General features: G+C 56.0%; 20 protein-coding genes. 14 read left to right on the top strand and 6 right to left on the bottom strand.

Features of this window, described 5'->3' with window-relative positions; genetic code table 11:
- The first annotated feature begins 273 nt into the window (after window positions 1-273).
- The 3 genes from ABXH05_RS13510 to prfB all read left to right on the top strand — a co-directional run bounded on the left by ABXH05_RS13510 (window position 274) and on the right by prfB (window position 5,486).
- Complete coding sequence (locus ABXH05_RS13510; protein WP_353561449.1) at window positions 274-1,500, top strand: N-acetylmuramoyl-L-alanine amidase; 1,227 nt, start codon at window positions 274-276, stop codon at window positions 1,498-1,500.
- A gap of 235 nt (window positions 1,501-1,735) precedes the next feature.
- The gene (locus tag ABXH05_RS13505) at window positions 1,736-4,228 is read left to right on the top strand and encodes a penicillin-binding protein 1A (protein ID WP_353561448.1); all 2,493 of its coding nucleotides are present in this window, start codon (window positions 1,736-1,738) and stop codon (window positions 4,226-4,228) included.
- Between the two features lie 126 nt (window positions 4,229-4,354).
- Window positions 4,355-5,486, top strand: a protein-coding gene (gene prfB, locus ABXH05_RS13500) for a peptide chain release factor 2 (protein WP_353561447.1) whose coding sequence is annotated in 2 segments (ribosomal slippage) — window positions 4,355-4,420 and window positions 4,422-5,486 — 1,131 coding nt in all. Because the reading frame shifts where the segments join, the coding sequence is not laid out codon by codon here.
- Between the two features lie 87 nt (window positions 5,487-5,573).
- Here the strand turns inward: prfB and ABXH05_RS13495 are convergent.
- The 4 genes from ABXH05_RS13495 to bcp all read right to left on the bottom strand — a co-directional run bounded on the left by ABXH05_RS13495 (window position 5,574) and on the right by bcp (window position 9,019).
- Window positions 5,574-6,170: a bactofilin family protein gene (locus ABXH05_RS13495; RefSeq protein ID WP_353561446.1), complete on the bottom strand. Its 597-nt coding sequence runs from the start codon at window positions 6,168-6,170 to the stop codon at window positions 5,574-5,576.
- A complete protein-coding gene (locus ABXH05_RS13490; protein WP_348139948.1) occupies window positions 6,151-7,503 on the bottom strand; it encodes a peptidoglycan DD-metalloendopeptidase family protein in 1,353 nt (450 codons plus the stop codon). Before ABXH05_RS13490 ends, ABXH05_RS13495 begins: the two co-directional genes overlap by 20 nt.
- A gap of 236 nt (window positions 7,504-7,739) precedes the next feature.
- Complete coding sequence (locus ABXH05_RS13485; RefSeq protein WP_502947750.1) at window positions 7,740-8,498, bottom strand: ferritin-like domain-containing protein; 759 nt, start codon at window positions 8,496-8,498, stop codon at window positions 7,740-7,742.
- Window positions 8,499-8,548: 50 nt separating this feature from the next.
- Window positions 8,549-9,019, bottom strand: a complete 471-nt coding sequence (bcp, locus tag ABXH05_RS13480; protein ID WP_353561444.1) for a thioredoxin-dependent thiol peroxidase — start codon at window positions 9,017-9,019, stop codon at window positions 8,549-8,551.
- A gap of 239 nt (window positions 9,020-9,258) precedes the next feature.
- Between bcp and ABXH05_RS13475 the strand changes: the two genes are divergently transcribed.
- Complete coding sequence (locus ABXH05_RS13475; protein ID WP_353561443.1) at window positions 9,259-12,834, top strand: YhdP family protein; 3,576 nt, start codon at window positions 9,259-9,261, stop codon at window positions 12,832-12,834.
- 4 nt (window positions 12,835-12,838) lie between these two features.
- Here ABXH05_RS13475 and tyrS read toward each other — a convergent pair whose 3' ends face one another.
- A complete protein-coding gene (tyrS, locus tag ABXH05_RS13470; RefSeq protein ID WP_353561442.1) occupies window positions 12,839-14,089 on the bottom strand; it encodes a tyrosine--tRNA ligase in 1,251 nt (416 codons plus the stop codon).
- A 160-nt stretch (window positions 14,090-14,249) separates the two neighbouring features.
- On the opposite strand from tyrS, the gene ABXH05_RS13465 reads away from it, so the two are divergent.
- Window positions 14,250-15,383, top strand: a complete 1,134-nt coding sequence (locus ABXH05_RS13465; protein ID WP_353561441.1) for an anhydro-N-acetylmuramic acid kinase — start codon at window positions 14,250-14,252, stop codon at window positions 15,381-15,383.
- Window positions 15,384-15,410: 27 nt separating this feature from the next.
- On the opposite strand, the gene ABXH05_RS13460 is transcribed toward ABXH05_RS13465, so the two are convergent.
- Complete coding sequence (locus ABXH05_RS13460; protein ID WP_353561440.1) at window positions 15,411-16,088, bottom strand: alpha/beta hydrolase; 678 nt, start codon at window positions 16,086-16,088, stop codon at window positions 15,411-15,413.
- 382 nt (window positions 16,089-16,470) lie between these two features.
- Between ABXH05_RS13460 and ABXH05_RS13455 the strand changes: the two genes are divergently transcribed.
- The 9 genes from ABXH05_RS13455 (at window position 16,471) to ABXH05_RS13415 (ending at window position 24,112) form a co-directional block, all read left to right on the top strand.
- Complete coding sequence (locus ABXH05_RS13455) at window positions 16,471-17,022, top strand: Rrf2 family transcriptional regulator (protein WP_353561439.1); 552 nt, start codon at window positions 16,471-16,473, stop codon at window positions 17,020-17,022.
- Window positions 17,023-17,074: 52 nt separating this feature from the next.
- Window positions 17,075-18,277, top strand: a complete 1,203-nt coding sequence (locus ABXH05_RS13450; protein WP_353561438.1) for a cysteine desulfurase family protein — start codon at window positions 17,075-17,077, stop codon at window positions 18,275-18,277.
- Between the two features lie 8 nt (window positions 18,278-18,285).
- A complete protein-coding gene (gene sufB, locus ABXH05_RS13445) occupies window positions 18,286-19,746 on the top strand; it encodes a Fe-S cluster assembly protein SufB (protein ID WP_043948856.1) in 1,461 nt (486 codons plus the stop codon).
- Window positions 19,746-19,895, top strand: a complete 150-nt coding sequence (locus tag ABXH05_RS13440; RefSeq protein ID WP_353561437.1) for a glycine zipper domain-containing protein — start codon at window positions 19,746-19,748, stop codon at window positions 19,893-19,895. The genes sufB and ABXH05_RS13440 overlap by 1 nt, the downstream gene beginning before the upstream one ends.
- 1 nt (window position 19,896) lies before the next feature.
- Complete coding sequence (gene sufC / locus ABXH05_RS13435) at window positions 19,897-20,646, top strand: Fe-S cluster assembly ATPase SufC (RefSeq protein WP_353561436.1); 750 nt, start codon at window positions 19,897-19,899, stop codon at window positions 20,644-20,646.
- A 2-nt stretch (window positions 20,647-20,648) separates the two neighbouring features.
- Complete coding sequence (sufD, locus tag ABXH05_RS13430) at window positions 20,649-22,001, top strand: Fe-S cluster assembly protein SufD (RefSeq protein ID WP_353561435.1); 1,353 nt, start codon at window positions 20,649-20,651, stop codon at window positions 21,999-22,001.
- Window positions 21,992-23,263, top strand: coding sequence for a cysteine desulfurase (locus tag ABXH05_RS13425; protein ID WP_502947749.1), 1,272 nt, complete (start codon window positions 21,992-21,994; stop codon window positions 23,261-23,263). Before sufD ends, ABXH05_RS13425 begins: the two co-directional genes overlap by 10 nt.
- Before the next feature lie 11 nt (window positions 23,264-23,274).
- Window positions 23,275-23,661 carry an SUF system Fe-S cluster assembly protein gene (locus ABXH05_RS13420; protein WP_348139976.1) on the top strand — a complete coding sequence of 129 codons (387 nt, stop codon included), beginning with the start codon at window positions 23,275-23,277 and terminating at the stop codon, window positions 23,659-23,661.
- A gap of 73 nt (window positions 23,662-23,734) precedes the next feature.
- Entirely contained in the window at window positions 23,735-24,112 is a 378-nt protein-coding gene (locus ABXH05_RS13415; RefSeq protein ID WP_348139978.1) for a HesB/IscA family protein, read from the top strand.
- The last annotated feature ends 16 nt before the right edge of the window (window positions 24,113-24,128 follow it).

The raw sequence follows: 24,128 nt of genomic DNA, 5'->3' as shown, positions 1-24,128 counted from the left end.
GCCGTCCCGTGACATGCAAGCGGCACGATACACATGTGCCAATCCTGCCGAAAAACGGCTCGAGAGTGAGCCTGCGGGCGAGATGGTTTATGAGCGGTTAATCCTTTGCCACTTATTATTCGTGGTCAATGTGCGGCTGAGCCCTGATTTTGGCGGATTCTAGCCGTTTAGTACTCGCTCCCGTTGTTGGTGGATTGTCCAGCACCGGTTTCAAATGCCCGGAAATCTGCCGTAATGCCGATCTCACATCTCTTTTCCAGGAAACCTGTTCAAGTGTTGAAGCGCTTGCTGGGTGCCGCCGCAATCATTTGCGGCGCACTCGGTGCGAATCTGGTGGTCCCTGCATATGCGCAGGATGTCGCTCCGTCTGTAATTGATGTGCGACTAGGTAAGAGCGGTGAGACGACCCGTTTTGTGCTGGAGTTGAGCGGAAAAGTGGAAGCCAAGGCTTTTACTTTGGCCGACCCTCACCGCCTTATTATTGACCTTCCGGCACTCGATTGGGAACTGGCCTCGGACTTCGTCCCTGCCGGCCGCGGACTGGTTAGCTCATTCCGTTACGGTCTCTTCCGTCCCGGCAACGCTCGTGTCGTGATTGATCTCTCCGGGCCAGCAAAAATCTCGCGTTCTTTCGTGCTGCCGCCAGATCCGACCAACAATAAGAACTGGCGCATTGTGTTCGATCTTGTCAGCACACCAGATGCCTCATTCAGAGCAGCTGCCGGCTGGCCGGATGCAGCGCCCGCAACACCTGTGGCCACCAAACCCACGCCAGACGTGCCAAGTGCCAAACCCGTCACCAATGCTCGAAAGATTGTTGTCATTGATGCCGGCCATGGGGGCGTCGACCCCGGCGCACTGGGCGGCCGCGGAACGCGCGAGAAAAACGTGACACTGGCGTTTGCCAAGTCCCTGGGCGAAGCCCTGAAGTCTACTGGCAGGTACGAGGTCCACCTGACGCGCGACACCGATATCTTCATTGAGCTCAGAGAGCGGGTAGCGATCGCTCGCCGCCACAATGCCGACCTCTTCATCTCCGTTCATGCGGACTCGATTGAACGGCGGGATGTCCGCGGCGCCTCAGTCTACACCTTGTCGGAAAAAGCGTCTGATGCTGAAGCAGCGCGCCTGGCTCGCAAGGAAAACGACGCTGACGTTATTGCAGGTGTGAATCTTGGCGGGGATAGCGACGAGGTGCGTGATATCCTCATTGACCTCGCGCAGCGCGAAACGAAGAACCTGTCGGTCCGCTTTGCGCAGACCGTGATCCCCAAAATGTCTGAAGTCACCAAAATCCTGCGCAACACGCACCGGTTTGCCGGTTTCAGAGTGTTGAAGGCGCCGGATGTTCCGTCTGTCCTGATCGAACTGGGCTTCTTAACCAATTCAGATGACGAGCTAAGCCTCACGTCTTCAAGCTGGCGAAAGAAGACCTCGCAGGCAATCGCACGCGGCGTTGACGCCTACTTTGCCGAGCGATTGGCGGAGGCCAGCCAATAGCCGATTTGCGAAAAATATGTGGTTCAACCCTGCCGCTAAATGCCTGTCGTGATTGGAAAAGCAGGCCACGGGCGTGCCATAATTCACCACTACATGGGATTACTCTTGAAGATGCACGCTCGCTCGGCGATAGACATGTGCAGGCTCCACATTTGTTCAGCTTCAAGAGCACATTTGCGCGCGCGGGCCTTAAGGCTTCGAGCGACTTCATACGACCGGGGACGTATCTGACCAGATGATGAGAATTCTTGCTTACCTCGGGGTTGCAGGTGTTGTGCTCGTAGCGGGCGTGGCATTGGGCGTGGCTTTCTTGCTGTGGAGTTTCTCGCAGGATCTGCCTCCTCATGACCAACTGGCCCACTATGAGCCGCCGGTAATGACGCGTGCCCATGCAGGCGATGGCTCCCTGATTGCTGAATTTGCGCGTGAGCGGCGTTTGTATGTTCCGATCACAGCCATTCCCAAAGACCTGATCAACGCCTTCCTGTCCGCGGAAGACAAAAACTTCTTTGACCACGAGGGCGTCGACATTTTCGGTGTTCTGCGTGCAACTGTCTCCAATGTTGCCAACTATGTGAACAACCGCCGTTTGGAAGGTGCTTCCACGATCACTCAACAGGTCGCCAAGAATTTTCTTCTGACCAACGAAGTGTCGTTCGAGCGTAAAATCAAAGAAGCTCTTCTGGCCCGCCGGATTGAGACTGCGTACTCCAAGGAGCGTATCCTTGAGCTCTATCTCAATGAAATTTATCTCGGTCTGGGCTCCTATGGTGTCGCTGCCGCAGCACTCAACTACTTCGGAAAGTCGCTTGATGAATTGACCCTTGGCGAGATGGCTTATCTCGCAGCCTTGCCTAAGGCACCTAACAACTATCATCCATTCCGTCAGCGCGAGCGGGCTGTTGCCCGGCGCAACTGGGTGCTTTCCCGGATGACGGAGAATGAGTGGATCACCCCATTTGAGGCGTCTGTTGCCCGCGCTGAACCATTCAACATCACACCTCGTCCATCAGGCGCACAGATCGTTGAAACTCAGTTCTTTGTCGAGGAAGTGCGTCGTCGTGCCATCAGCATGTATGACGAGGAGAAGATCTACGATGGTGGTCTTTCGGTCCGCACGACCCTGGACACAAACCTTCAGGCCATCATTCGATCAGCCCTTCGCGAAACGCTGGTGGCCTATGATCAGCGCCATGGGTGGCGCGGTGCATTTGCCAGCATGGATCAGGCGACCGACTGGACTGCGGATTGGCCAAAAGCACTTGTCGGCATGGACACAGCGCGCGATCTTGCACCATGGCGTCTGGCCGTTGTCCTGGACGTCACTGCGGAAGGCGCTGAGATTGGTCTGCGCCCCGACGTAGACGAAGCCGGCCGTATGGTTGATCCAGGTGAGACGGGGTTCATCCCGCTATCTGAAGTCACATGGGCGCGGGCGTCCACCAACAACAGGAAAACGGGACCTGAGATCACTGACGCGACACAGGTACTTAGTGGCGGTGACGTCATTTGGGTCGCTCCCGCCGTTGCCGAAGATGGGTCCTCTGGCCAGGCACGTTATGCGCTGCGACAGATTCCAGAAGTAAACGGGGCAGTCGTCGCAATTGATCCGCACACTGGTCGCGTCCTCGCTCTGGTCGGTGGCTTCAGCTACCAGCTTTCTGAATTCAATCGCGCGACACAGGCCATTCGTCAGCCCGGGTCATCGTTCAAGCCATTTGTGTATGCAGCTGCCCTCGATAATGGCTACACGCCATCCAGTCTTGTTCTGGATGCGCCCTTCGTTATCGAGCAGGGACCAGGCCTTGCGCTTTGGAAACCGGAAAACTACTCACGTACATTCTACGGACCATCGACACTTCGCCTCGGACTGGAAAAATCACGCAACGTAATGACGGTGCGGCTGGCGCAGGCTGTCGGCATGGAAAAGGTCAGCGAGTACGCGCGTCGCTTTGGCATCATGGATGACATGATGCCCGTCCTGTCCATGTCATTGGGCGCCGGTGAAACGACTTTGCTCAAGCTGACAAACGCCTACGGGATGTTGGTGAATGGCGGTAAGAAAATCGAGCCCGTTCTGATTGACCGAATTCAGGACCGTTACGGTCGCACCATTTATCGCCACGATGTCCGTGAGTGTCTTGGCTGTGCTGCCAACGAATGGGCAGGTCAGGCATCGCCTAACATCTCGGACACACGAGAACGGGTTATTGATCCGCGTACAGCCTACCAGGTCGTGTCGATGCTTCGCGGCGTCGTGCAACGCGGCACCGGGCGTACTATTGCCTCCATTGGCAAACCCCTGGCAGGCAAGACGGGAACCACAAACCGTGAGCAGGATGCTTGGTTTGTCGGGTTCTCGCCAGACCTGGCACTTGGTGTATTCGTTGGTTTTGATGAGCCCAAACCAATGGGGCGCGGCGAAACGGGCGGTGGTCTTGCGGCACCTGTGTTCCGCGATGTGATGCGCGAAGCTCTTGCCGACAAGCCGGCACTTCCATTCCGTATTCCACCGGGCGTCACGCTTGTGCGCGTCAATGGGAAATCTGGCCTGATCGCGCGACCCGGTAGTGATGGAGCCATTCTGGAAGCCTTCAAGGCTGGAACAGAACCTCGCGCGCCGTCGCAAGTTTTGCGGGGCACTACAACGGACACATATGTGTCAGGCGACAGCACACCACCTCCACCTGTCCCTACATTGGGAACAGGCACTGGCGGGCTTTACTGACCGGCCTTCCGGGCCTAGGTTCCGCGCTTCACATTTACGTCTGACCAGCAGGCGGCATCTTCCTACTCACTGTGTAGGCAGAACGGGGAAAGCCGCCGCCGGAAGACGGATTTCAGGAGAGTATCCATGCGTGCCGAGATCCGTGATCTCGTTGACGAACTCCAGCAGTCGCTTGCGCTGCTGAGGAGGCATCTTTGACCCGGTCGAGACGGAACGGGAACTAGAGAAGCTCAACGAGCGGGCAGAAGATTCAAGCCTCTGGGACGATCCCGAAAAGGCACAAGCTGTAATGCGTGATCGCACTCGGCTCGAAACCGCACTGAAAAACTACCGCGACCTTGAAAGCGCACTGTCTGACAACGTGGAGCTCATTGAGATGGGCGAAGCAGAGGGCGACGAAGAAGTGGTCGCTGAAGCAGAGGCCAGCTTGAGGGCTGCGCGTGACCTCGCTGCGGAACGTGAGCTTGAGACATTGCTGTCTGGAGAAGCAGACTCCAATGATACCTACTTGGAAGTCCACGCCGGTGCTGGTGGCACCGAGTCCAATGATTGGGCTCAGATGTTGCTGCGCATGTACATGCGCTGGGGCGAAGCCAAGGGCTACAAGGTAGATCTTGTTGCAGAAACCCAGGGTGAAGAAGCCGGCATCAAATCCGCAACGCTGCAGATAAAAGGCCATAACGCCTATGGTTGGCTGCGGACGGAATCCGGTGTCCATCGTCTGGTACGCATTTCGCCTTACGACAGTCAGGCGCGCCGTCATACAAGTTTTGCCAGCGTTTGGGTCTATCCCATTGTCGATGACTCGATTGAGATCGATATCCCTGAGTCCGACGTTCGTATCGATACCTACCGCGCATCTGGCGCCGGTGGGCAGCATGTCAACACGACGGACAGTGCGGTTCGCATCACTCATAATCCGACGGGAATTGTGGTTCAGTGCCAAAATGAGCGCTCGCAACACAAGAACAAGGCAACAGCCTGGACGATGCTAAGGGCGCGCATTTATGAAGCTGAGCTACAGCGGCGTGAAGAAGAGGCCCAGGAGCAGGCAGCCAGCAAAACCGACATCGGTTGGGGGCACCAGATCCGGTCTTATGTATTGCAGCCATATCAGTTGGTGAAGGATCTGCGTACTGGCGTGGAGATCGGTAATCCCTCCGCCGTGCTTGATGGTGGAATTGACCCGTTCCTGGCGGCAGCGCTCGCTAACAAGGTAGAAGACAAAGAACAGGCTACAGCCGAGGTCGCGGAATAGCTGACGTCGAAGTCCTGTCACTGAATGCTGAAAACAAAAAGGCCCGCGGAGCATTCCGCGGGCCTTTTCGTCTAATACCTGGATTGCCTACTGGGCAGCTGGGCGGCGAACCACAACCGCGCCGTCCTTTACGACCACGCCACCCTTACCGTCATCTGACTTTGAACCAGAAGCTGTGTTGCCAGACTTGGCAGCGGGCGCCGACGGAGCCTGTTTTTCAGACGTCGGGCGTTGTGCATCTGCAATCTTGAGAGACGCAGGTGCCTCAGTGTTCGGGGCTGATGATGGCATTTCATCACCCAGGGGGTCATCTGAATGTCGGCAATTGCCTTCAAAGAAGGCGCCTGTTTCAACAGCCAGAGCTTCGTGGAGGATGTCGCCCTCAACGTGGCAAGTGGTTGCGAGCTGTACACGGCGAGCGCGAATGGAGCCAACAATACGGCCACGAACAACAATGTCGTCAGCCATCACGGCGCCGGTAATGGTTGCGTGTTCGCCGACAGTCAATGACTGGCTGCGGACATCACCTTCCACCGTGCCATCAATCTGAATGTCACCGGTTGCAATGAGGTTGCCGTGGACGACAAGGTCGTCTGAGATAATCGACGGTGCGGAACGTCCGCGACGTGGTGCGGGTGCGGGGGCGGCTTTTGCCACGCTACCGCTATCCTTCTTCGAGAACATACTGACCTGCCTTCAAAAATTTGGCTGGATTCTGGACTTTTCCATCAACCCAGACCTCATAGTGGAGGTGCGGGCCTGTGGAGCGACCGGATGATCCTACCTTGCCAAGAGTTTCGCGAAACTCAACAACGTCGCCAACTTTGACTTTAATGCTGGCTAGGTGAGCGTAGCGCGTCTTTATGCCATTTCCATGGTCAACTTCGACGAACCGCCCATAGGCCCCACGCCACCCCGCATATACGACCTTACCGGCCATGGGAGCGTGCACTTTGGTGCCATAGGGTCCGGCAAAATCAATGCCGGAGTGGAAAGCAAGCTTGCGGTTGAAGGGGTCAACGCGCGCGCCGAAGTTACTTGTCGTCTCAATGCCATAAATAGGCTTTGCAAGCGGCAGCTGCCGAAGTGCCTGATTGAGAACGGAAATTCGGTCCAGATTGGTAGCAACCCGGAAAATCTGTCGATCAAAGCCTTCGCTGGTCTCGCCATCTGGCAGGACAGTGTCCGCGAAGTTGATGAACGGACCGCCTTCAGCCACGGCCTCAAGAGTCATGTCTTCGGCCATCGCATCCGGGTCAAAACCGGTCATGCGGATGATCGATTCAATCTCTTTGATCTCAAGATCAGTCTCTTCTTCGATCCGGTTGACCAGATGCTGCTGCACAAGGTCCAGATTTTCGAGACGGTGATCCATGAACGCCACTTTTTCTTCATGGCGAAGGCCGTCGGCAGCCTGAGCAAGATCGGTGTATGCACCACCCTGGCCGCTGGCACTGTTCATGTTGAGATGTGGTGGCGAAACCTGAACCCGGCTCTCGCGAAACGCACCTTCGACGGGTGCAGGACGCAGCATGATGCGGGTTTCACCGTCAGCCTTGCGCCTGTTTGTACCAGGCAGGCCGGCAACTTTCTTGCGCATGTCATCAAGCTGACTGCGCACTTCACGACTATGGTTCAAAAGGTCCGCCAGAAGACCATGCTTCGCTTCCAGATCGCTCGTCTGCGACAGGAAGCGCGACTGGGCCAGAACCATTTCAGTGGACACTTCGTCATATGAAGACTGCATCTCTGCAATGCGCTGCTCATAGGCAGACTGCATCCGAATGAACTTGCGGTCTTTGGCTGCGATGATCTGGTCTTGGAAAACCACGTTCACCGATGTGAAGCCGACCCAACCTAGGAAAAAGACGGCGCCCAGCGCCAATACGGCCTGTGTCCATGCGGAAAGGGCCATGAACTGGACCTGTCCATGGCTGCGCAGATAGAACTGGCGTTCGGTGAATATCCGGCGGAACCCCCGTACCACCGAACCCGAAAAATCGGAGTTATTTGACACTCTACCCCTCTAAGCGTCTGAGCCCCCAAGAAGAGGCATAGAACCGTATTGCTTGAGCGATTTCAACCGGTTGAGGTTAAGATTCCCTAACCTGGTTAATCGAAATCAACCCAGAAGCGTTTCAAAAGCGGACAGGTAACTGCGGTCAGCCCTGGCCATACGAAATTTTCCCGCAGAATTCGGAGGAAAAATAGCTTTCACCAACCCGAACAAGGAGATGTCAAAAGCGATGCAGGTCATGTGCCACAAAGCAATGCGGCCAACCCTGCTTCACGTCGCGCATCCTCATTGAAGGGGCCTTTAAGCTTACCCGTGTGGTAGGCATCAACCGATGCGTCAAAAAGCTCTCTTGGGTCCTTGTTGCGACGCTTGGCTGCGTCGGAGAACCAGGTAACCCCGGCGGACACATGGCCAATCTCGTCGTCATAGATGGTCTGCAGGACCCTGGCGCTTATCTGGTCGCCGGCGCGTTCCAATGCAGAAACCGTTTGCGGGGTGACATCAAGCCCGCGAGCCTCGTGAACGAGCGGAACAATAGCCAGACGGGCCGCAAAGTCATGAGATGTGGCTTCGGCAGCCTGCCAAAGCCCGTCGTGAGCTGGAAGGTCGCCATAGGCGGCACCCAGTTCGCGGAGCCGCGCTTCCAGCATCAAGAAATGTTTGCCTTCTTCGTCGGCCACTTTCACCCAGTCATCTGCAAACGCTGCCGGCAGGGGGGTATCGCCATCACTAGTGAACCGGGCAAGCAGATCGCAGGCCAGATCAATCGCATTGAGTTCTATATGGGCAAGGGCATGAAGAAGGGCGGTGCGCCCGGCCAAACTGCCTGGTCCACGACGTTTCATGGCGCGGGGCGCGAGCAGCTCAGGTTTGCTTGGGCGAGCCGGACGGTCTGGCACATCGACCTCTATGCCAGGCCACTGCAATTTGCCGCTGCGCCAGTCGGCAGCCATCTGGCGGACCGCCAGCGCCTTTTGAGACGCATTGGCAGTCATCAGCACAGCGACTGCTTGGGCGGCGAGGCCAAGAGTGGGTGATGTTGAGCTCAAAGCGCTTTGACAGCTTCAAGGACTTCTTCCACGTGCCCTGGAACTTTAACCTTGCGCCAGACCCGGGCAATTTTTCCCTTGCCGTCAATCAGAAAGGTAGAGCGCTCAATGCCCATGTATTTGCGGCCGTACATGCTCTTTTCTACCCAGACGCCATATGCTTCTGTCACCTTGCCCTCTTCATCGGACCCAAGCGTGATTTTGAGGTCATGCTTATCTTTGAATTTGTCATGCTTCTTCACAGGGTCGCGTGATACCCCGAGAATGGCCGCTCCGGCTTTCTCGAATGCCTTCAAGTGCTCCGTGAAACCAATTGCCTGCTTTGTGCAACCTGACGTGTCGTCCTTTGGATAGAAGTACAAAACCAGCGGCTGGCCTTTGTAGTCCTTGAGGGCAGTCTTACCGTCGCCATCTGTCGGCATGGAAAATGCCGGGGCTTTCGTGCCTTCTGCCAGTTCGCTCGCCATTTTAAAGTCTCCTGTAAAGTTGCTGGTCGGGCGGCTTGTGTCGACGCCTATGACGCGCAAAGGCCATAATTGAGCAATATGGTGCGCGGAGAGGTTTTGGGCACCTCTGTACACTCTTTTGGCGACGGTTTTTGCCATTATGGGCGTTGATTCGATAGGGCTTTCACCGAATTAGCTGAAAGCCAGCTGTTGTCGCGCATATGTGCAGGGCAGCACACAGGAAACGAGATACAGACCTTTTGATCCGTCCGGCTACCAAAATCGCGCTCGAAGTTGTTGCGGGGCTTTCCGCCGTTGCCTTGCTGCTTGCCGCAGCCGCTGCATGGCGTTTGTCGCAGGGGCCACTGCCGGTCAGCTTTTTGACGCCGTTTGTCGAACAGGCCGCCAACGATCAATTGCCTGACAATCGCATCGATATCGAAGACATGGTCATTGCCTGGGCGGACGGGCAAGGGGCCCTGGAGCTGCAGGCGGTCAATGTCGTCATCCTGGGTGAAGAAGATCAGGAGGTTGTGTCGGTGCCAAAACTGGCAATCGACTTCAACCTGCGTGCCGCACTCGCGGGCCGACTTGTACCAAAAAAGCTTGTGTTCGAAGGCGCATCATTAACGCTGGTGCGAAGTGCAGAAGGCACAATCAGCTTCGGCCTTACCAGAAATGGCGCTGCTCTTCCCGCTCCAGAGCCAGCGGTGTCAGAGGAAGGCGATGCTCTGTTGGCCACGTTGATTGAGGCTGTGGCATCTCCTGGAGACGATGCAGATGCAGGTCGACATCTTGAAGGGCTGAGCATCCGCAACGCTGCAATTACCGTGTTTGATCAACGGTCCGGTGGTCTTTGGCTGGCGTCCGATGTGGGGCTTGAGTTTCGGAACACACCAATCGGGATGGCCGGCGTCATAAATGCTCATGTCCTATCTCCTGGTGGGGAGTGGGATTTCATAGGAACAGTTCGTGCGTCTGGTGCTGATGAACCTGTGGTCATCGTAGCGAACCTCAACAACATCATGCTTCCGGATTTCGCCCGGACAATGGTTGCTCTTGAACCACTCGCAATGATCAACAGCGCTGTTTCAGGCCGGGTAATAGCGAAGCTCAATCGAAACGGCCTCTCCATTGCGGACCTCGAAGTTGATTTGAATGCGGGCGCTGGAGAACTGGTACTGCCGATCAATGAGCCTGAGCCTTTCTACCCGCCAAAACCGCTCGGATATGATGGCAAGCCGCAACCTGAGGACATCCCGCCGCCATACACCCCTCGCCCCTGGAGTTATGAGATTGATAGCGCGCACATCAAAGGCCGAGTGACCTGGCCGGACGGTGTTGTCGAATTGGATGAGTTTGCCGTTAAAGGTGAGGCCATAGACCTGTCTGTAGCTGGTCGCGGCGAGATCACCGTTAATGATACCGGCGCCATTGAAGAAGTGTATTTGTCCGTCGAGACGCAACCGGTTGCCATCAATGTTCCCAATGTGACCGTAGGTATCGCGCGGGTCGATGGGCTGGAAGCAACATTGAAATATGCTCTCAATGATGGCCGTCTGGACATCGAGAATGCATCGATGGCACTTGGCGAAGGATATGTATCGGTCGCTGGGCAGATCTCCGGTTTGAGTGAAGACCCTCTCTCGGTTGTGCTTGATGGTGAGATCGAGCAACTCCTCGTAAGTGACTTGATGCAGATTTGGCCACCGAGAGTAGGCACCGGTGCGCGCGATTGGGTTGTCTCAAACATTACAGGAGGATACCTGGATCAAGGGGTTCTCAAAATCGATGCCCCTGATGGCGCACTCGATGCGACGCCTCTGCCGGACGAGGCCGTTTCGCTCAATGTGAAATTTGCAGACATGCAGGTGCGCTACCTGGGCGATCTCTCTCCCATTCGCTATGCGCGCGGGTCCTTGAATCTGAAAGGCAATGCGTTTGAGGCCAAGATGGTCGGAGGTGAAATTGCCCCGCCGTCAGGTGGCCTCATTCAGGTAACTGACGGAAGCTTCAAGACAGAGGACTTCCACATTCGAGGCAATGACGCATTCATTGATGTGAAGGCGGCTGGATCCATGACCGCTATTCTGTCGCTAATTGATCAGGAACCCCTCGGCTACATAAGCCGCTTTGGCCTCGACCCAAATGAGGTCTCAGGGACAGGAACAACTCAGATCAAAGTAACGCTCCCAATGCGTAGTTTGCTGTTGTTCGAGGACGTCGGGTTTGGAGCTTCCGGCCGCGCAACGCAGCTTGATATGCCGGATATCAGCGAGGGTGTAACTCTCAACGGCGGTGACATGGCTTTCACCGTGTCGAACACGCATCTCAGAGCCAACGGCACTATGGTGCTGGCTGGAACGCCAATCGCACTGAAATGGGTGGAGGATTTCAACGCAGGCAAACGACCAGGCAGCACATTTGATGTCACAGGCGTTTTTGATGATGCCACCCGCACTCAGCTTGGCGTGGGCATAGTCCGAAACATTCAGGGTTCATTGCCTGTGCAGGCAGTTTTGAAGGGACGGGGCCCCGATATCGCGACAGCAGAGTTTGAAGCTGACCTCGGCCCTGTGACAGTTGTGGAGCCTTTGATTGCTTGGCGCAAAGACCCTGGCATTCCGGCAACTCTCGCTGGCAATTACACGCAAGCTGATGATGGCAGCATAACTCTGTCGGGAATGAGCATGTCAGGTCAGGGCGTTCAGCTGCAGGGCAGCGCGTTTTTTGATCCAAACGGAACAATGCAGCACGCGTCCGTCTCACGTTTGCTCTTGGCAAATGGCACCGACCTGTCTGGCGTTGCCGTGCGGTCCCCTGAAGACGGAATAGTTCGGATTGACGTGAATGGCCCCGCATTTGATGCCCGGGATTTTCTGGATGACCTGTTCGCAGACGCAACACCCTCTGAAGGGGACGAAGTGTCTGATGAGGTTATTCTGGCAAATGCCAACGTCGATCGGGTCACAGCCCATGTCGGGGAAGTGCTTACCGACGTGACAGCATCCTTGAAGATGGTTGGCTCGCGTATGCAGGAATTATCCGTGGACGGTGTATTTGAGACCGGTGGCGAACTCGACATTGAGATGAAGCCGACAACCTATGGGACCCGAAAGGTCGAGGCAACATCTCGCAATGCAGGTGCCGTGCTTCGGGGGCTGGATCTCTACAACAATATGGATGGCGGCAATGTGGACTTTTCAGCGGAGATTGATGACCGACTGGACGGCAGTCCCCTGGAGGGACGCCTGACCGGCAACACATTGCGCATACGCAATGCACCTATCGTGGCAGATGTTTTGACACTTGGCTCACTGACGGGCATCAGCGACACGCTTCAGGGTGAAGGCATCTTGTTCACGCGGTTGGACGCACCGGTGCGGGTCAACGCGCGAGCCATTGACCTGAAAGATGCGATCCTGTCCGGACCAGCGATCGGTGCAACCATCAAGGGACATGTTGACCGTGAGACCGATGAGATTGACCTGGGTGGCACGATCATTCCGGCCTACACCGTCAATAGCTTTCTCGGGAACATCCCGGTCATCGGCGAACTTTTCGTTGGCCGCGAAGGCGAGGGCGTTTTCGGCATCACCTACGGAATTTCGGGTAAATCCGACGATCCGGAAGTGATCGTAAATCCTGCAGCTGCGCTTTTGCCGGGCATCCTGCGCCGCATTTTTGAGATCGGCGGCAGTGCCAGTGACGAGGCTCAAACGACCGCGCCAAATGAATCCAATGCCTCGCCTGAGAACAGTCCGCCGACCAACATAGACGCCACAGCAGAGGCCGCGCCGGAAAGCAGTGCGCGGGGTGCAGATGATGACGGCTAGGTGACTAAGCCTTCTTGATCAATACGTGGCGCTTTTTGCCGGCAGAAAGTTTGATGGCGCCATCGCGCATGTCATCTTCACCCAGAGAGCGGCGCCAGTCGCTGACCTGATCATCATTGATGCGCACGCCGCCGCCCTGCACGAGACGACGGGCCTCGCTGGTAGAAGAGCTCAGCTTTGCTTCAACAAGAGCTGTCAGCATACCAAGTCCATCAGCCCACATATCAGCAGCTAGTTCGACCGTTGGCAGGTCGGATGCGACGGAACCTTCTTCAAAGGTTTTGCGCGCTGTCTCCTCGGCTGCTTCAGCGGCAGCGCGCCCGTGCGCCATAGCCGTTGCTTCGGTGGCCAGAACCTTCTTGGCATCATTGAGCTCTGCTCCCTCGAGCTTCTCGAGCCGACCTATTTCATCAAGAGACAGATCCGTGAAGAGCCGCAAAAGCTTGCCGACGTCTGCATCCTCACAATTGCGCCAGTACTGCCAGTAGTCATAGGCAGGCAACATGTCTTCATTGAGCCAGACCGCGCCATCGGCCGTCTTGCCCATCTTTGTGCCCGACGATGTTGTGAGAAGTGGTGATGTCAGTCCGATGAGCGATGAGTCGTCCATGCGCCGTCCAAGGTCGATGCCATTGACGATATTGCCCCATTGATCAGACCCACCCATTTGCAAGGTGCAGTCGTACCGGCGGTAGAGCTCCGCGAAGTCGTAGGCCTGGATGATCATGTAGTTGAATTCCAGGAACGAAAGGTTCTGTTCACGCTCCAGCCGAGCCTTCACGCTTTCAAAAGACAACATCCGATTGACCGAGAAGTGGCGGCCCACATCTCGAAGGAAATCGACGTAATCAAGTCCGTCCAGCCATTCACGATTGTCCACCATCAGGGCGCCGGTGGGTCCATCATCGAAGCTGAGAAACTTGGAAAAAACCTTCCGGATGCCTTCTTTGTTTTTTGCGATCGCTTCATCGTCCAGCAGGGGCCGCGCTGAGTCCCGGAAAGAGGGATCGCCAATACGCGTGGTTCCGCCGCCAATCACCACGATGGGGCGATGGCCTGCTTTTTGGAGCGCCCGCAGCATCATGATTTGGACAAGCGAGCCTGCGTGTAGGCTTGGAGCCGTGCAATCAAAGCCGATATAGCCCGTCACCACACCCTTTGAGAGGTTTTCTTCAAGCGCTTCGGCATCAGAGCATTGTGCAATGAAACCCCGCTCTTCGAGGTGGTTCAGAAAGTCTGATTTGTAGCTCGGCATGATCTGGTCGCTTTGATTGGGTGCTGAAGGCGTGTAGGCCTAAAGGAAACGGCAGGTGATCGATGTTGGTTCCGTGAAGGCGGGGGATTAGCATGTCGGCCTGCCAACGCAAAGCGTCGCGTAGTGAGCGGCAGACATGCCATATGATTGGAGCCCGACAATGTCTGATGCCAAGGAAGTCTATAAAGCCATCGGGCTCATGAGTGGTACGTCTATGGATGCGGTTGATGCTGCCATTCTGACAACCGACGGACACACTCATGTAGAGGCCGGGCCGTCTCTGGCAATACCTTATCCAAGGGCATTGCGAGACCGGGTGGCCGGCGAGTTGGCTGGCGCAATGGCACTGTCTGCCCCACGCCCGCTACCTCAAAACCTACTCGCGCTGGAACGTGACATTACCCTCATGCAGGCAAATGTTGTGAACCAGCTGCTGAGTGAGGCCAATATGTCGGCCTCCGAGATTGATGTGATTGGCTTTCATGGTCAGACCGTGGCGCACAGGCCGGACCAAGGATGGACGCTGCAACTTGGCGATGGTTCGCTGATGGCCGCTGAAACCGGCATTGACGTGGTGAACGACTTTCGGTCCGCAGACATGATCGCAGGAGGCGAGGGTGCGCCCTTGGCGCCGCTGTATCATCTTGCCCTTGCCAATGAAATGAGCGGCCATCCATTGGCGGTGCTGAATCTTGGCGGGATTGGCAATGTCACCTGGATTGGCTCGGCTGACGGTCCAGACCCGGTTGCCTTTGATACGGGCCCTGCCAATGCATTGATCGATGAGTGGGCGCTAGAGAAAATAGGCGAGCCATTTGATCATAATGGCGCCCTCGCCAAGGCAGGCACGGTCAATGAGTCAGTGCTGAACACCATGCTGACCAACGCATATTTCGACCGCAAGCCGCCCAAATCGCTTGATCGACTGGATTTTTCAGCTGAGGCAGCAGCGGATCTATCAAATGCAGACGGGGCTGCGACATTGGTGGCTTTCACAGTTGAAAGCGTTGCCCGCGCACTGGAGCACCTTCCAGAGCCGCCAAAGCAGTGGATTGTGGTCGGTGGAGGGCGGCGTAACCCGGTCTTGATGGGTGAACTTGCGCGGCGGCTTGGAGTGCGGGTGATCGCAGCTGAAGAAGCAGGTTGGCGTGGCGATACGCTGGAGGCTGAGGCGTTTGCCTACCTGGCCGTGCGCAATCTAAAGGGATTGCCGTTATCAGTGCCAACAACAACAGGTGTGTCAGAACCGATGACTGGCGGCACGCTACACAAAACCAGCACGCGCGCCGCCTAGGGTCATCTTGGGTGCAGGCAGCGGATACTACTTGCCGTCTTTCTTGGCATCCTTGGCCTGCTGATCTTCAATAAGGCGTCGGTCGAGATAGGCGGCAACCGTATCAAGCATCGGTTTGGAGCCGGTTTCAAAGAAGTGGTTTGCTCCTTTGATGACTTCCTGATCGATGGTGATGCCCTTTTGTGCGCGCAGTCGCTCAACGAGTTTTTCCACATCGTCGACTGGTGCCACCTGGTCCTGATCACCAGACACAAAAATGCCTGATGACGGGCAGGGGGCAAGGAAGCTGAAATCATAAGAGTTGGCAGGCGGTGCAACAGAGATGAAGCCGTCTATCTCTGGGCGACGCATCAACAGCTGCATGCCAATCCAAGCGCCGAATGAGAAACCGGCTACCCAGCAGGTGCGGCTATCGACATTGTAGGTCTGGAGCCAGTCAAGGGCTGCGGCTGCATCGGACAGCTCGCCAATCCCACCGTCGAAGCCTCCCTGGCTGCGCCCGACACCGCGGAAATTGAAGCGCAGCACAGAGAAACCCCGATTGGCGAACATATAGAAAAGTTCGTAGACCGTCTGATTGTTCATGGTGCCGCCGAACTGCGGATGCGGATGAAGAATCAGAGCAATTGGGGAGTTTGGCTTGCCTTGATGGTGGTAGCGGCCTTCGATACGGCCCGCAGGGCCGTTGAAAATCACGTCGGGCATGGATGTTTTACACCGCGGGGTGGCTGATTAAACCAACCTTAGAAGGTTGGTTTAGAATACCCACACACAAAAAAGGCCCATTTTAGTGGGCTTTTTCCCGCATCCTTTTCTTGACTAAAACACTCGGGTTTATTATTTCTGGCTCTTGTAGCGCCAGGCTGATGCTTCTCTTAGCATAAGCGGATATGGCGATTGCAAGCATTCCGCGCGAGGTCAGCGCAGCGGCACTTGCATAGGGCCATGTGGGGTTATCACTTGGCACTTAAAAATGGGGGTCATTGGTAGCTTAGCTGCCGCATTCTGTTGGGCACAGATGTGGTCAGTTTGGGATACCTCATCACGGTGATAGCCATACAGCGGCTATGCCGACGGAGAAGACCTTATGAAACTTAGTACCAAAGGCCGGTATGCGGTCATGGCAATGGCGGATCTTGCCCGTTTTGGCGGCAAGAAGCCGGTTTCTCTCGGCGAGATTGCGGGCCGTCAGGAAATTTCACTGTCCTATCTCGAGCAGTTGTTCGCAAAGCTTCGCAGGGCAGGCATCGTGAAGAGTGTCCGCGGCCCAGGCGGCGGCTACCATCTCGCGCGTCATCCAGAAGACATTCAGGTGTCCGACATCATCCTGTCCGTCGATGAGCCAATCAAAGCTACCCGCTGCAAGGAGAGTTCCGGTGAAGGGTGCCTTGGCAATGGCGCACGCTGCATTACCCATGACCTCTGGGACGAATTGAGCCGTCAGATACACCTGTTCCTCAGCGAAGTCTCGCTGGACGACGTAATCAATCGTCGGGTGCTTGGACGCAGCGGCATTTATGAGGATGCTGAAAGTGGCGAAGGATCGCAGATCGGGTCCCAAGCATCTCCAACGTCCGGCTCATCGCAATCGGCTGCACAAGCGACCAGCTATTCTGGTGCAGTCGTGGCCGGCGAATAGGCCGCCAACGAGCGGTATTTCAAACCCAAACCAGCAGGACCATCCACCAAACGTGGCACAAGCAACCACATATCTTGATCACAATGCGACGGCGCCACTGCGTCCCGAAGCGCGCGAAGCCATGGTAGCTGCCATGGATGCGCTCGCCGGTGGTGGCAACCCATCATCCGTCCATCGGGCGGGCAGGGTGGCCAGGCGCCTTGTGGAAGACGCGCGCGCAAGTGTTGCATCCTTGGTGTCGGCCGTGCCGGATGAAATTGTGTTTACCTCTGGTGGGACCGAAGCCAACAGCCTTGCAATCATGGGGACTTTGGCGTCGGGAGCCATTGAGCGTTTGATCGTCGTGGCAACGGAACACGCAAGCGTCATCGATACGGCAGCGGCAAGCGGCGTTGATGTCAAGCAACTTGGCGTCGATTCAAATGGTGTGGCCAATATTGGTGCACTTGTTGACGATCTGCAGGCGGATGCGCGGCCAGCTCTTGTATGTGTGATGGCATCCAACAATGAAACGGGCGCCATCCAACCGGTTCTGCAAATCATGCAATGCGTTATAGAAGCCGGCGGTCGCGTGCATGTGGACGCCGTTCAGCACGTGGGCAAATTGCCGCTGTCTCCTTTGAGCGGTGCTCATACGATGGCCCTTTCCGCACACAAGATAGGTGGTCCGCAGGGCGTTGGTGCGTTGGTTGTGCGTGGTAAAGGGCGTGTTGAGCCGATGCTTCGCGGCGGAGGGCAAGAGTTGCGCCGCCGCGCTGGCACTGAGAATGTCGTTGGAATTGCAGGCTTTGGTGCTGCTGCAGACAAAGCAGCAGAAAATCAGGCTCAGCTTCAGGCTCTGGCGCCACTTCGGGATGAGCTGGAGGTCCGCGCTCTCCAAATCGCTGAGGCCGTGGGTCATGTTGGTGCGGTGATCTGCCCTGCGGTAGAGCGGTTGCCAAACACCAGCTGCATTGCATTTGATGGAGTGAAGGCAGAGACGCTTTTGATGGCGCTTGATCTTGGTGGGGTCTGTGTCAGTTCGGGCTCTGCGTGCTCGTCCGGTAAAGTAGCGCGCAGCCATGTGCTTGAAGCTATGGGTATCAACGAAAGTCGTGCGGGCGGCGCGATTCGCGTGTCCATGGGGTGGAATACGACCGATCAGGACGTTGAACGGTTTTGCTCTGCCCTCGAGCAGGCTTTGAAGAGAATTCGCCCCGCTGACGCGGGCCATGTTTCCAGTGACGGCCACGCGGCCCGAACTGCAGGTGAATAGGTAAGAGTATGGCAGCGGTTCAAGAAACAGTGCGCGACGTCGAAGGCCTCGGCCAGGGCGACAAGTACAAATATGGTTTCTATACGGACATTGAGAGCGACAAAGCTCCCAAGGGTTTGAATGAGGACACCGTCCGGTTCATCTCGGCCAAAAAGGGTGAGCCCGAGTGGATGCTCGAGTACCGCCTTGAAGCCTTCCGCCGTTGGCTGGAAATGGAAGAGCCCGACTGGGCCAAGGTCAACTATCCAAAAATCGACTATCAGGACTACTACTATTACTCAGCCCCCAAGAGTCAGGGTGATGGACCAAAGAGCCTCGATGAAGTCGATCCCGAACTCCTGCGCACCTATGAGAAGCTCGGGATTCCATTGAACGAACAAAAGATGCTCGCCGGCGTTGCCGTTGATGCCGTGTTCGACAGTGTGTCCGTTGTCACAACGTTCAAGGAGAAGCTCTCCGAGGCCGGCGTTGTTTTCTGCCCGATCTCGGAAGCCGTACACTCTCATCCCGAACTGGTAAAAGAGTATCTCGGCAGTGTTGTGCCTGCGACAGACAACTATTTTGCAGCCTTGAACGCTGCCGTTTTCTCTGATGGATCGTTTGTGTACATCCCCAAGGGTGTTCGCTGCCCAATGGAGCTGTCGACATATTTCCGCATCAACGAACGTGACACCGGACAGTTTGAGCGCACCCTCATCATCGCAGATGAAGGGTCATATGTGAGCTACCTGGAAGGTTGCACGGCCCCCATGCGGGACGAGCACCAGCTCCATGCTGCGGTGGTGGAACTTGTTACCCACCATGATGCTGAAATCAAATATTCGACGGTTCAGAATTGGTACCCGGGCGATGAAGACGGCAAGGGCGGTATCTTCAACTTCGTGACCAAGCGCGGAGACTGCCGCGGAGACAACTCAAAGATCTCCTGGACGCAGGTTGAAACCGGCTCGGCAGTAACCTGGAAGTACCCCAGCTGCGTGCTGCGAGGAGACAACTCGTCGGGTGAATTTTATTCCATCGCCATTTCAAACGGGGCACAGCAGGTCGACTCCGGCACCAAGATGATCCATCTGGGCAAGAACACAAAGAGCCGGATCATTTCAAAAGGTATCTCAGCGGGTAAATCCTCCAACGCCTATCGCGGCCTTGTGAGCATTTATCCGTCTGCCGAAGACGCGCGCAATTTCACCCAGTGCGATAGCCTGCTGATTGGCGACAGATGCTCGGCTCATACAGTGCCGTATATCGAAAGCCGCAACCCGACGGCTGTTCTGGAACACGAAGCAACCACGTCGAAGCTGTCGGAAGATCAGCTCTTCTATTGTCAGGCCCGTGGTTTGCCGGAGGAAGAAGCGGTGGCGTTGCTGGTAAATGGCTTCTGCCGCGAGGTGCTTCAGCAGCTACCGATGGAATTTGCGGTTGAGGCCCAGAAGCTGGTGGGTATCTCCCTTGAAGGGAGCGTCGGCTAATGAACATGGGCACCTGGATTGCGATCGGCACTGGAATCGGCGTCGCTATAGGCGTTGCGGCCGATGAACTCAGCACCTGGATAGCTGTAGGGGCTGGTCTTGGCATTGCGCTCGGCGCCACCACATTCTCGCGGAATACGGACAATTAGAATGCTTGAAATCAAAGACCTGCACGTAGAAGTCGGCGGCAAGGAAATCCTGAAAGGGATCAATCTCACCCTCAACCCCGGTGAGGTGCACGCAGTCATGGGGCCCAACGGCTCTGGCAAGTCAACGCTGTCTTACACGCTTGCAGGGCGTTCGGGATATGACGTGACCGGCGGGTCAATTCTCTTCAATGGGAAGGACCTCACTGAACTCGAGCCCAATGAACGTGCCGCTGCGGGTGTGTTCCTCGCCTTTCAGTATCCAACAGAAGTGCCCGGCGTCACCACAATGACGTTCCTGAAAACAGCTCTCAATGCTGTTCGGGTTGCGCGCGGTGAAGATGAGTTGGATGCGGTCAGGTTCCTCAAGCTGGTACGTGAAAAAGCCAAGTCCTTGAACATCACCGATGACATGCTGAAGCGTCCGCTTAATGTTGGCTTTTCCGGCGGCGAGAAGAAGCGCGCCGAAACACTCCAAATGGCCCTGCTGGAGCCGACATTTGCGGTGCTTGATGAAACAGACTCAGGTCTCGACGTGGATGCAATGCGTGTTGTTGCTGAAGGTGTGAATGCACTGCGCTCACCTGAGCGCTCCATGCTGGTGATTACCCATTATCAACGGTTGCTCGATCACATCGTCCCAGACCATGTGCACATTCTGGCTGGCGGCAAGATTGTGAAGTCAGGTCCTAAGGAACTGGCCCGTGAAGTCGAAGAGTCCGGTTACGCAGATATCAAGAGCGACGCGGCTTAGTCATGGCGAGAGTAGCAGTTCAACCTCTAGACATTGAAACCGGCCTCGTGGATGACCACGCAGCGGCAGCAAAAGTGCTGCCCGGTGCCGCGTATCAATCAAGTGCGCGCTCCAAAGCGATTGAGGCGTTTGCGGTCGAAGGGTTGCCGAACAGGCGGCTCGAAGAATATCGCTACTTTGATCTGCGCCAGATGTTGGCCAAGGCAGGTCCACTTGCCGTCACGCCCGCAGCGTCCAGCGCTGACACAACCGACCCTGCCACGGACATCTTTGCTGAAATAGACCGGCACATCGCGGTTTTCATCAACGGGCGATTTGATACGGCCGGCTCGTCCCTGAATGGCCTGCCTGATGGTGTTGAGCTATTGAGCTATGCAGAGGCATTGAACAGTGAAGCTGCCTGGGTATCGGAAGCGCTGGAGTCTTCCATCGCACCTCAGGATGCCGTTGCCACTCTGAATGCGGCATACGCGATTGATGGCGTTGTAATTCGTGTGTCAGCAGGCGTGAAAGTCGATAAGCCCATTGAAGTCCAATGGCGTGCAATTGGCGACGTCAGTACCCACTTCCACACGCGCAGCCTTGTCGTCCTCGAGGAGGGTGCGCAGCTCACTTTGCTTGAAACCCGGGGCGACGATGAGCAGGCGCCGGTCTTTTCAACAGGAGCGTTGCGACTTGTGGTTGGTGATGATGCATCGCTGCGTCACGCCACCGTATGTGCGGATGGCGAAGACGTCGTCCGCGTTGGAAAAAAGTCGGTGACCCTTGGCAAGGCGTCAAACTACGAAACACTCGGTCTCGCAGTCGGTGCGGGTAAAGCCCGCACCGATGAGCACTTGCACTTTGCTGGCGAAAACACAAAGGCCAGCATCAGCGGGCTATCCTTGTTGCGTGATGCAGCGGTGATGGACAACACCTTGTTTGTTGATCATGCGGTTCCCAATTGCGAAAGCGAAGAGACCTTCCGCTCAGTGCTGGATGACGCGTCACGCGGAGTTTTCCAGGGATCTATCCTGGTGCGTAAGGATGCGCAGAAAATTGACTCGCAGATGCAAGCTCGAGCGTTGCTCCTTTCCCGCAAGGCTGAAATGGATGCAAAGCCGATGCTGGAAATTTACGCCGATGATGTGATTTGCGCCCACGGTTCTGCGATCGGTGAACCGGATCAAAACGCCATTTTCTACCTGATGAGCCGCGGTATCGACGAGAACACCGCCCGTGCATTGCTTGTTGCCGGGTTCCTCGATGATGTGGTGGATGGCTTCGACGACGGTGAGATCGCTGTGGCTCTAAAGACGCTTCTGGCAGAGCGTCTTGGCGCGCCAAAGGATACGGCACAAGAGGCATCCCTATGAGCGAAGCCGCAACCATATCCAGTCCGGCACCGAACGATGAGCAGCAGTTTGACGTAGAGCGTGTTCGCGCAGATTTCCCGATTCTCTCCCGGGAAATTTACGGGAAACCACTCGTCTATTTGGACAATGCCGCCTCGGCGCAAAAACCCGTGCAGGTCTTGGACGCGATCCGCGACGCGTATGCGAATGACTACGCAAACGTACATCGCGGTCTGCACTATCTGGCAAATGCGTCTACGCAGGCCTTTGAAGACGCGCGAGAAAAAGTGCGGGCACTGCTGAATGCGCCGACAACTGACGAAGTTATTTTCACTAAAGGTGGAACCGAGGCCATGAACCTCGTGGCGCAGGGCTACCTGCAGCCGATCATTCAGCCCGGTGATGAGATTATTGTGTCGATGATGGAGCACCACTCCAACATCGTGCCTTGGCATTTCCTGCGCGAGCGTCAGGGCGCGGTCCTGAAATGGGTTCCTGTGCTGGATGATGGGTCGCTGGATATGGCTGCTTTTGAAGCAGCCCTTGGTCCCAAAACGAAGTTCGTGTCTATGACGCACATGTCAAATGTGTTGGGCAGTGTCGTGGATGCCAAGAAGATCACGGACATGGCGCACGCTCATGGGGCAGCCGTTCTTATTGACGGTTGCCAAGGCGCCGTTCACATGGATGTGGATGTCCAGGAGATCGGCTGCGATTTTTACGTGATGACCGGACACAAACTCTACGGTCCGACCGGCATTGGTGCGCTTTTTGGCAAGGCAGAATTGCTGGCAGAGATGCAGCCCTATCAAGGCGGCGGAGAAATGATCCGTGAAGTCCACATGGACGAAATCACCTATGGAGATGCGCCCCACAAGTTTGAGGCGGGAACACCTCCGATTGTGCAGGCGATTGGACTTGGTGCAGCAATTGACTATGTGAACAGTGTTGGCCGTGCAGCGGCCCGTGCTCACGAAGCAGATTTGATTGCCTATGCAACAGCGCAGGTTCAGGACCTTAACTGGATTACTATTCACGGCACTATGCCGGGCAAGGGTGCAATCATGTCGTTCTCAATGGAAGGCGCCCATCCGCATGATGTGGCAACGATCATTGACCGGTCCGGTATTGCCATTAGGGCTGGTCAGCACTGCGCTGAACCATTGATGGCTCACCTCGGTGTGCCTGGCACTGCGCGTGCCTCATTCGCGATGTACAATACGCGCGCAGATGTTGACGCGTTTGTTGTAGCGCTTGAAAAGGCGCGGGAGTTTCTTGGGTAATGGATAAACTCATGACTGAAACACAGACAGAAGCTGCGGAACCTGCCAGCAATGAAGCGCAGGTCAATGGTTCAGCCATCCCACAGGGTGAACTGGACATGCTGACCGACGATCTCATCGGTGCAATCAAGACGGTTTACGATCCGGAAATCCCGGTAGACATCTATGAGCTTGGACTGATTTACAAAATTGATGTCTCAGACGATCGGGATATCGAGGTGGACATGACACTTACAGCCCCAGGCTGCCCCGTCGCAGGTGAAATGCCCCAGTGGGTGAGCGACGCAATCAGTTCTGTCGATGGCGTGGGCGATGTGAAGGTAAACCTTGTTTTCGACCCACCCTGGACCCCTGAGCGGATGTCCGATGAAGCAAGAGTTGCGCTCAACATGTTTTGACCTTGTCGGAGGGCGTCTTGAAGTGATGCCCCTCCGTAAGCACATGTTAGGGTGTACCTAAGAGAGTAGAGAGATGGCAGGACAAGTAATAACGCTGACCGACACAGCCGCTGAACGGATTAAGGCGATTATCGACCGATCCGAGGAGCCAATTGTGGGCGTGCGTCTTGGTCTCGAGAATGCCGGCTGTGCAGGTATGGCTTACAAGCTGGACTATGCCACTGAAACTGCACCACTGGACGAAGTGGTGGAGGACAAAGGCGTCAAGATTTTGATTGATGCCAAGTCCATCCTGTTCCTGCTGGGCATGGAAATGGACTATGAGGAAACCAAGCTACGGTCAGGTTTTGTGTTCAACAATCCCAACCAGACGGATGCATGTGGCTGCGGTGAAAGCGTAACGCTAACTCCGGCCAAAGCGCCCGTTGCCGAAGAACGCCCCTCGACCTAAGGCGCACATTGCGGCA

Origin of the sequence: Pyruvatibacter sp. HU-CL02332, from assembly GCF_040362765.1 — a bacterium.
Classification (GTDB): Bacteria; Pseudomonadota; Alphaproteobacteria; order CGMCC-115125; family CGMCC-115125; genus Pyruvatibacter.
The sequence above is the reverse complement of the archived record's forward strand: the minus strand, read 5'-3'. Positions and strand labels throughout refer to the sequence as shown.